6 protein-coding genes are annotated in these 6,718 nt (G+C 36.1%); all 6 read left to right on the plus strand.

Annotated features, from left to right (window positions below; genetic code table 11):
* The first annotated feature begins 6 nt into the window (after positions 1 to 6).
* From PHF25_03040 to PHF25_03065, 6 genes are read left to right on the plus strand one after another with little or no spacing between them, the layout of a single operon-like run.
* Positions 7 to 1,254 (plus strand): serine hydroxymethyltransferase, encoded by a 1,248-nt coding sequence (locus PHF25_03040; GenBank protein MDD4526996.1) that lies wholly within the window; start codon positions 7 to 9, stop codon positions 1,252 to 1,254.
* A gap of 9 nt (positions 1,255 to 1,263) precedes the next feature.
* Positions 1,264 to 1,800, plus strand: coding sequence for a cytidine/deoxycytidylate deaminase family protein (locus PHF25_03045; GenBank protein ID MDD4526997.1), 537 nt, complete (start codon positions 1,264 to 1,266; stop codon positions 1,798 to 1,800).
* Entirely contained in the window at positions 1,794 to 3,056 is a 1,263-nt protein-coding gene (serS, locus tag PHF25_03050) for a serine--tRNA ligase (protein MDD4526998.1), read from the plus strand. The genes PHF25_03045 and serS overlap by 7 nt, the downstream gene beginning before the upstream one ends.
* 12 nt (positions 3,057 to 3,068) lie before the next feature.
* The gene (locus PHF25_03055) at positions 3,069 to 3,356 is read left to right on the plus strand and encodes a metalloregulator ArsR/SmtB family transcription factor (protein ID MDD4526999.1); all 288 of its coding nucleotides are present in this window, start codon (positions 3,069 to 3,071) and stop codon (positions 3,354 to 3,356) included.
* Positions 3,356 to 3,787, plus strand: coding sequence for a cyclic nucleotide-binding domain-containing protein (locus PHF25_03060; protein MDD4527000.1), 432 nt, complete (start codon positions 3,356 to 3,358; stop codon positions 3,785 to 3,787). Before PHF25_03055 ends, PHF25_03060 begins: the two co-directional genes overlap by 1 nt.
* A gap of 54 nt (positions 3,788 to 3,841) precedes the next feature.
* On the plus strand, positions 3,842 to 6,664 hold the full coding sequence (locus PHF25_03065) for a hypothetical protein (protein MDD4527001.1): 2,823 nt from the start codon (positions 3,842 to 3,844) through the stop codon (positions 6,662 to 6,664).
* Positions 6,665 to 6,718: the final 54 nt, after the last annotated feature.

Genomic DNA, 6,718 nt, shown 5'->3' on the forward strand with positions numbered 1-6,718 from the left:
GCTTATATGTTTTCATTAGAATATACCAAACAAGTAGACCCAATGTTAGCCGATGCCATAGAAAAGGAGCTAAGCAGACAGCAGAATAAAATAGAACTTATCGCTTCTGAAAACTTTACTTCTAGAGCTGTAATGGCTGCTTGTGGTTCTGTACTTACGAATAAATATGCAGAAGGTTACCCAGGCAAGAGATATTATGGTGGATGCGAGCATGTAGATGTTGCAGAACAGCTAGCAATCGATAGAGCGAAGGAGCTTTTTGGTGCTGAGCATGCAAATGTTCAACCTCATTCAGGAGCTCAGGCCAACACGGCTGTTTATTTAGCACTATTAAAGCCAGGCGACACAGTGTTAGGCTTAGACCTTTCACATGGTGGACATTTAACTCATGGTCATCCATTAAACATATCAGGGCTGTTTTACAATTTTATTGCGTATGGTGTTTCTCAGAAAGATGAAAGAATTGATTATGACAAACTAGAAGCATTAGCCGTGGAACATAAGCCTAAAATGATTGTTGGTGGAGCAAGTGCGTATCCAAGAGTTATCGATTTTGCCAGAATGAGACAAATTGCAGATAAAGTAGGCGCTGTATTATTTGTTGATATGGCACATATTGCTGGGTTGGTTGCAACTGGCTTACACCCAAGTCCTGTTCCTTTTTCTGATGTTGTTACAACTACTACGCATAAAACATTAAGAGGTCCACGCGGAGGACTTATTCTTTGTAAAGAAAAGTATGCTAAAGATATAAATAGAGCAGTATTTCCGGGAACACAGGGTGGTCCACTTATGCATATAATTGCCGGGAAAGCAGTTTCTTTTAAGGAAGCGCTTGAGCCAGAATTTAAAACTTATCAGCAACAGGTCGTCAAAAATGCAGCTGCGATTGCTAAAACTTTATCTTCTAGGGGATTTAGAATTGTTTCTGGTGGCACGGATAACCATTTGTTATTGGTAGACGTTAAAGCCAAGGGATTAACTGGTAAGCAAGCAGAAGTTGCCTTGGACGAAGTAGGAATTACCGTTAATAAGAACACAATTCCTTTTGAAACAGAAAGTCCGTTTATTACTAGTGGAATTAGAATCGGCTCACCAGCTATGACCACAAGAGGTATGAAAGAAGCAGAGATGGTTTTTATTGCAAATTTAATTGCGGATGTGTTGGAAAAGGTTGAAGACGAAAAAGTACAGATGGAAGTTTCAGACAAAGTAAGTAAGCTTTGTGCCAAGTTTCCACTGTATGCAAAATAGGAGTAATTTGTGAATAAAGAGACTTATTTAAAGCGACCAAGTTGGGATACATATTTTATGAATATTTCAGAGGAAGTGGCAACACGAGCAACATGTCTGAAACGTAAAATAGGTGCAGTAATAGTTAAAGATAGGCAAATTTTATCCACAGGTTATAATGGTGCGCCTAATGGTATGAAGCATGCTACAGAGGTTGGTTGTTTAAGAGACCAGCTACAGGTGCCTTCAGGCACTCATCATGAGTTGTGTAGAGGTTTACATGCAGAGCAGAATGCAATCATTCAAGCTGCAAGACATGGAGTTAATATTAGTGGTGCAACTTTATATTGTACTCATATGCCTTGCGTTATTTGCTCGAAAATGATTATCAATGCTGGCATTGAGCGAATTGTTTTCAAAGGTTATTACCCCGACGAACTTTCAGTGCAAATGTTAATGGAATCCAAGATAGAAGTTAGTCTTTTCGAAGAAGAGTATGAAAAAGAAAAAATACAGAACGTGGAACTTTCAGACGAAGAGCGAGAAAGGTACAACTTTAAATGTTAGCAACTAAGATGATGAGGGAAGAATCTTCCTTTGTTGGTAAGTGTTTACAGTCTAGGTCTCAAGACACTTCTCTTCTTGATGAGTGGATTAAGGAAGATAAAGAGTACAGAGAGATTTTAACAAAAGTAGAGCGACTTAAGGCTGAGCAAAATCGTTTAACACCAAAAGGTAAGCCTACGCAGGAACAACTTGAGCAGTTAAAGACATTGTCCGAAACCATTAAGGAGCTATTAGTTGAGCAGAAGGAAAAGCAAGCAAGCTGGGAGCAAAAAGCTTTGTATTTGCCAAATATTGTTAGTGAAGATACTCCAATTGGTAAAAGTGCAGAGGATAATATAGAAGTTTTAAAGTGGGGTATGCCCCCAAAATTTGATTTTGAAGTTAAGTCACACGATAAAATAGGTAAAGATTTAGATATTCTGGATTTTGAAAGAGGAGCTAAGCTTTCTGGAAGTAGATTTACTGTGTATAAGGGGCTTGGGGCAAAACTAGAGCGAGCACTGATTAATTTTATGTTAGATGTTCATTCAGAAAAAGGATATTTAGAAATACTGCCACCATTTTTGGTAACCAAGCAAACTATGCAAGGAACAGGTCAATTGCCTAAGTTTGAAGAAGATTTGTATAAATGTGTTGGCGATGAAGAAAACGGGCAATTATATTTAATTCCTACCGCAGAAGTGCCCTTAACTAACCTGTACAGTGACGAGATTATGCAGTCAGACGTTTTGCCGAAGAAGTTCTGTGCTCATACTCCATGTTTTAGAAAAGAGGCAGGAAGCTATGGTAAAGATACTTCCGGACTTATTAGACAACATCAGTTTAATAAAGTAGAGCTAGTAATGTACTCTAAACCAGAAGAGAGCATGGCAATGCTGGAAGTGCTTACTTCTGATGCTGAGGATATTTTAAAAAAGTTAGAACTACCATATAGAAAAGTGCAACTATGCTCAGGCGATTTAGGGTTTTCTTCGGCTAAAACCTACGATTTGGAGGTATGGTTTCCGTCACAAAATACGTATAGAGAGATATCTTCATGTAGTAATTTTTTGGATTTTCAAGCAAGAAGAGCTAAGATAAGATACCGCGATGCACAAAATAATGTAGTATTAGTTCATACTTTAAATGGGTCGGGATTAGCAATAGGCAGAACGGTTGCAGCCATTCTTGAAAACTATCAGCAAAAGGATGGTAGCGTAAAAGTGCCTTTTGTATTGCAAGATTATTTAAAAACAGAGATAATGAATATAAATTAGGAGGAATAAACCGTGGACAAAGATAAATACATAAAATTATTTAGAGCATTAGCAAACGAGGAGAGATTAGAAATAATCTTAAAATTATTTAGAGAAGGTGAATTATGTGCCTCTGATATTGAAAAAAGCTTTTTTATGGAACAGTCTACTACCTCTCATCATTTAAACTATTTGAAGAACGTTGGCTTGCTTGATTCTAGAAAACAAGGAAGAAACGTTTTTTATTGCGTAAACCAGCAGAATATTACAGAAGTTTATGATGGTTTCTTAAAGGATTATTTCGGTATTTCTAGAAGCTAATGACAGACGACTTAGAAATTCTTTCTAAGATAGCAGAAGATTTACAAAAAAGATTCAATTTATCAGCTAGCGCCATTAAGGATATTTTCTCTCGAGCTGTTGTGAATAACATAAGCAAGGGAGAAACTATTTGTAAGCAAGGTGTAACTAGTCCGTTTCTTTATTTTATTGTAGAGGGAAGAGCAGAAGTAGTCCGGGATGGTCTCAAAATAGCCGAGGTTAAACAAGGTGATATTGTTGGTGAAATGTCTATTCTAGGCAAAGGAAAAGCAACCGCAACTGTCAATTCTCTAACTGTTTTGGTGGTTTTTAAATTTCTTAAAGAAAAGTTCAATATTGTTTTAAATAAATACCCGTCACTCAATAAAGCAGTTGTTATGGAAGCCATTAACAGAAAAAACGAACAGAACGATGTTGAGTTCTTCTTATAACAAATATTCAAAAAGTATAGTCAAAGCTAAATTTTATGGCATATAATTAAGATTATGACTTTGGGGGATAATTCAATACATTGGTTTTCACTATCTGCTGCAGATAAATTGAAGCAGCAAGTTGATAATCCAGCAATACAAATACTGCAACGACAGTTAATGGGAGAAATATATAGTCTTTTTGACAACAAGATACAAGTCTCTCATTTGCAACTACATCATTTTTGTCAGCCAAGACAGAATGAGACTATGCAGGGAAAAGACCAGTTTGCCTTAAAGAACAATCGAACCCTTGAGCCTTGTATAAAAGAGTTAGAATATTTGTTCTTTGATTCACCAAAGAGAGAAAGAGATGTTTGCGTGTATCTTCATTTGGCTGATGCTAACTTAGATGAGTTAAATTATAAGAGCCCACATCTATATGAAAGAATAAAGAATTTAGTTGCTACTGGTAAGCTAAAGATTGCCGGAGGCGTTCTTGATGAAGCTTTTATTGGACCAGATGACGTGGAGTTTTCAGTAGCAGCAATCAATGCCTTTTATTACAAAATAAAGGATATGTTTGGTGAAGGAGCAATCGCTCCAGTGGTTTGGATTCCAGAAAGATTTTTTGAAGAAAAAACTTCAGAGATAATCAGTCGAGTTGCAGAAACTAATTATTTTTTTAAGAATAAAGAAGAAATATATATTATTGTTGATCAGAATGTTATAGAGCATTCTTTGCCTGAAGACTGGAAAGGAAACGTTTTTACGGGGTGGTTTAATCCACAATTTCCTAAACTAAAGATATTTGTAAGTTCGAATTATTTAAGAGCGATTATGCCACAGGCGACTCCGGCTGAGGTTAATCAACATTTTTTTAGTATGATGGAGAACATTTGGGATGATAACCAAAAGCAGGCAGTGAATGAATTTATTCAACGATATGAGGACTTAATCAATAGATATGATTATGTAAAACATAATTTTTCTGTGCAGGGTGCTGGTGAGTTAAACGATGAATGTGAACAGTTTTTGTTTGATGCAAGGCAGAAGCTAGAGTGTCTTGAGCCATTATTTGTTTTTTTTGTGGATGACCTTGAGAAAAATGGAAGTTGGCCTGGTACGTATCAGTTTGCCTTTGAAGAAAACAGACATTTTTTAAGATATATTGAGCAAGCAGAAAATATGTTTAATCCTTACCACATGAAAAAATTGGAGGAGCATAAGCCTACGTTTAGCGAGATAGGGACAATAAATCCAAGCTCATATAAAGAATTTTCTATCATTTGGAACAATGAGCCACATAAAGTAGATAGATGGAGAGAGTTAACGATAAAATTTATTCGTAAAGGCTTGTTGGATATAGATGAGGTTAAGCATCTGGAAGAGCAGGAAATTAATGAGCTAAAGATTACTCGCCAAGATATTGAGTGGTATGGAGAGTTTATACGACAACCAGTTAGTTGGCAGGACGGACAATTAAGTAAATATCCAGAGATAAAGTTAAATTATGAATTATCTAAGTTTTTTTATAGTGAACTTAATTCTAATAATCTTAATTGCGAGCATATTTGTAATAGTTTGTTTGATGGCAGGTCAGCATTAGGGAACATGTTTCATATTTGGAATAAAAACAGAGCTAGTTGCCCTAATTTTATTGGCTTTTTCGGTGGTGCCTCTATTTTATTTTTTAGGCTTCACGTAGCATTTCAATTTGCTAGTCTGGCAACTTTAATGTATGACACAGCTAACCTTTCCAAGACAGTTAAGATTGGAGAAGAGCAATGGACTCTTCTTAAAATAGGGGATGATCTTCGGATTATAGATAAAAGAGGAAATATTGTATTTGCTTATAATGCTCAGAATTTACATCCAATCGTTTCAGGTTTTTGCCGACACAGAGAAGGTTATTCTTCTATTTTGAGAGAAATGATTTCAGGCAGGGAAGACACAGAAAACTTTGCTTTAGTTGAAAAAGCAGGCGGAACTACTTCTTCTCATGCGCTAGTGACTGCGTTAGATCTTGCAGGAGTAAAGGATATAGATTTAGCCAAAAAGACATATCCTGCAGACATGGATGTTTTTGATAATGAGATTGAAATGTTGGGGCCTTACCCTACGTCGCTTGGCCAGGTTTGGTTGATGCCATCTGATGTAATTAATCGTCCTTTAAAACCATTTATTGAATTAGATATGCCGAATATTGAGCAGATAGATGATGCTGTATACCAAGATGAATTTGATGGTGGCACAATGTTTACCTTCGTAAGTCGTGTTTTATATTGTGGTAAAGAGGTTAATATAATCAAAAAATATAACACAAACAATAGTAAAGTAACTGTAGAAATATGGAATAGATCAGAGGGCGTTATTTCCTTCAACCCAGTTATTGCTTTTCCTATTACGCTGGATTGGTATGAAGGAGACAATTATAATTTGGAGGGTGGCGAGTTTCCTTTGAATGGAGACGTTAAGCAGTTTTTTAAAGATAATATTTATTTAGAAGATAAGATTTCTAATATTGGGTTAAAGATAAGTAGTTCTAGGAATGATACTAAATTTGTTTGTACAACAATGTATAGCGCTCAGCCATCAGATGAAGGGACTTATAGCATGTCTCCTCAGTATGAAATGATCGCCTTGAGTAGTTTGCTAGTTATTAGTTTATTGCCAGGACAAGACCATCGCATAGAGTATACTATTGAAAATAATGCACTTACTTCTGAACCATTATGGGATGTTGATTTTGATGCTATGCCCTCAAGCTTGAAACAGAAGATAAAGGACTATGAAGAATCAATGCTAAATCATAGAGGGTTTAACAATTTTCAACGCATCAAGTTAATTTATGCAAGATTTCCAGAAATTATTTTCTGGGCAAAAAACATTCAATAAGGGCACTCTTTGCTATCGCCTTCAAGGATTGCCGCTAAATTCGTAACTCATTAA

The organism is Candidatus Margulisiibacteriota bacterium, from assembly GCA_028706105.1.
Taxonomy (GTDB): domain Bacteria; phylum Margulisbacteria; class Riflemargulisbacteria; order GWF2-35-9; family DYQY01; genus DYQY01.